Source organism: Pseudomonas sp. SDO55104_S430, assembly GCF_054070595.1.
On record NZ_JBSVXG010000406.1, the window covers coordinates 1 to 2,693 of the forward strand.

At 61.2% G+C, this 2,693-nt stretch carries 1 protein-coding gene; it reads left to right on the plus strand.

Annotated elements, in window-relative coordinates:
- The first annotated feature begins 178 nt into the window (after positions 1–178).
- A complete protein-coding gene (gene lon, locus ACW9JE_RS30135; RefSeq protein ID WP_457434838.1) occupies positions 179–2,599 on the plus strand; it encodes an endopeptidase La in 2,421 nt (806 codons plus the stop codon).
- Positions 2,600–2,693 lie beyond the last annotated feature (94 nt).

Consider the following 2,693-nt stretch of genomic DNA (forward strand, 5'->3'; position numbering starts at 1 on the left):
CGGTGTTCCGTCTACCATCGCGAGCATGCTCGCTCCTACAGGGGGTGTGCGCCGAAAATCCAGCTAACCTGAATTGCTGCTGAACACACCTTCGAATGATCCATTAACCCTCAGGCATCATTGAAACCACCGCCAACCTGCCCCATCTAAGACCCATCCCCATTGCGCAGGTGCCCACATGAGCGACCAGCAGGAATTCCCCGAAGACTTGAGCGACTACGCCGATCCGGAAAACGCCCCCCAACATTCAGCCGGCAAAGGCCTGGCCCTGCCCGGCCAGAATCTGCCGGACAAGGTCTACATCATCCCGATCCACAACCGACCGTTCTTCCCCGCCCAGGTGCTGCCGGTCATCGTCAATGAAGAGCCGTGGGCCGAAACCCTGGACCTGGTGGCCAAGTCCGAGCACCACTCCCTGGCCCTGTTCTACATGGACACCCCCCAGGAAGACCCGCGCCACTTCGACACCTCGGCCCTGCCGCTGTACGGCACGCTGGTCAAGGTGCACCACGCCAGCCGCGAAAACGGCAAGCTGCAATTCGTCGCCCAGGGCCTGACCCGCGTACGCCTCAAGACCTGGCTCAAGCACCATCGCCCGCCGTATCTGGTGGAAGTCGAATACCCGCACCAGCCCACCGAGCCGACCGACGAGGTCAAGGCCTACGGCATGGCACTGATCAACGCGATCAAGGAATTGCTGCCACTCAACCCGCTGTACAGCGAAGAGTTGAAGAACTACCTCAACCGCTTCAGCCCCAACGATCCCTCGCCGCTGACCGACTTCGCCGCCGCGCTCACCTCTGCAACCGGCAACGAATTGCAGGAAGTGCTCGACTGCGTGCCGATGCTCAAGCGCATGGAAAAAGTCCTGCCGATGCTGCGCAAGGAAGTCGAAGTCGCGCGCTTGCAGAAGGAAATCTCCGCCGAGGTGAACCGCAAGATCGGTGAACATCAGCGCGAGTTTTTCCTCAAGGAGCAGCTCAAGGTCATCCAGCAGGAGCTGGGCCTGACCAAGGACGACCGCAGCGCCGACCTCGAACAGTTCGAGCAGCGGCTGACCGGCAAAGTGCTGCCGGCACAAGTGCAGAAACGCATCGAAGAAGAGATGAACAAGCTGTCGATCCTTGAGACCGGATCACCGGAGTACGCGGTCACCCGCAACTATCTCGACTGGGCGACCTCGGTGCCGTGGGGCGTGTATGGCGAGGACAAACTCGACCTCAAGCACGCGCGCAAGGTGCTGGACAAACATCACGCCGGCCTTGATGACATCAAGGACCGCATCCTCGAATTCCTCGCCGTTGGCGCCTACAAAGGCGAGATCAGCGGCTCCATCGTACTGCTGGTGGGCCCGCCGGGTGTGGGCAAGACCAGCGTCGGCAAATCCATCGCCGAATCCCTGGGCCGACCGTTCTACCGTTTCAGCCTCGGCGGCATGCGCGACGAGGCCGAGATCAAGGGCCACCGCCGCACCTACATCGGCGCGCAGCCGGGCAAACTGGTGCAGGCGTTGAAAGACGTCGAGGTGATGAACCCGGTGATCATGCTCGACGAGATCGACAAGATGGGCCAGAGCTACCAGGGCGACCCGGCCTCGGCGCTGCTGGAAACCCTGGATCCGGAGCAGAACGTGGAGTTTCTCGACCACTATCTGGACCTGCGGATGGACCTGTCGAAAGTGCTGTTCGTCTGCACCGCCAACACACTGGACTCGATCCCCGGCCCACTGCTCGACCGTATGGAAGTGATCCGCCTGTCGGGCTACATCACCGAGGAAAAAGTCGCCATCGCCAAGCGCCACCTGTGGCCCAAGCTGCTGGAAAAGGCCGGGGTGTCCAAGGGCAGCCTGAGCATCAGCGACAACGCCTTGAAGTCCCTGATCGACGGTTATGCCCGTGAAGCCGGGGTGCGCCAGCTGGAAAAACAACTGGGCAAGCTGGTGCGCAAGGCGGTGATGAAGCTGATCGACGATCCCAAGGCTGTCATCAAGCTCGGCCCGAAAGACCTCGAAGCCTCCCTTGGACATCCGGTGTTCCGCAACGAGCAAGTGCTGGCCGGCACCGGCGTCATCACCGGCCTGGCCTGGACCAGCATGGGCGGCGCGACTCTGCCGATCGAAGCGACGCGGATTCACACGCTGAACCGTGGCTTCAAGCTCACCGGGCAGTTGGGTGACGTGATGAAGGAATCCGCGGAGATCGCCTACAGCTACGTCAGTTCCAATCTGAAATCCTTTGGCGGTGATCCCAAGTTCTTCGACGAGGCTTTCGTGCACTTGCACGTACCGGAAGGCGCGACCCCGAAAGACGGTCCGAGCGCAGGCGTAACCATGGCCAGCGCCTTGCTCTCGCTGGCACGCAACCAGCCCCCAAAAAAAGGCGTGGCCATGACCGGAGAACTGACCCTGACCGGGCATGTGCTGCCGATTGGCGGCGTGCGGGAAAAGGTCATCGCGGCAAGGCGGCAGAAGATTTTCGAGCTGATCCTGCCGGAGGCGAACCGGGGTAATTTCGAGGAACTGCCGGAGTATCTGAAAGAAGGCATCACCGTGCACTTCGCCAAGCGGTTTGCGGATGTGGTGAAGGTGTTGTTCAAATAGCCGTGTAGTGCCTGTAACACCGCCATCGCGGGCAAGCCCGCTCCCACAAGGATGGGTGTCGTACACAAATGCTGTGCACACCGCGAAGCCTGTG

What these genes read in the sequence shown, in the direction of transcription:
- lon (WP_457434838.1), top strand. Translation starts at nt 179, where the DNA reads ATGAGCGACCAGCAGGAATTCCCCGAAGACTTGAGCGACTACGCCGAT.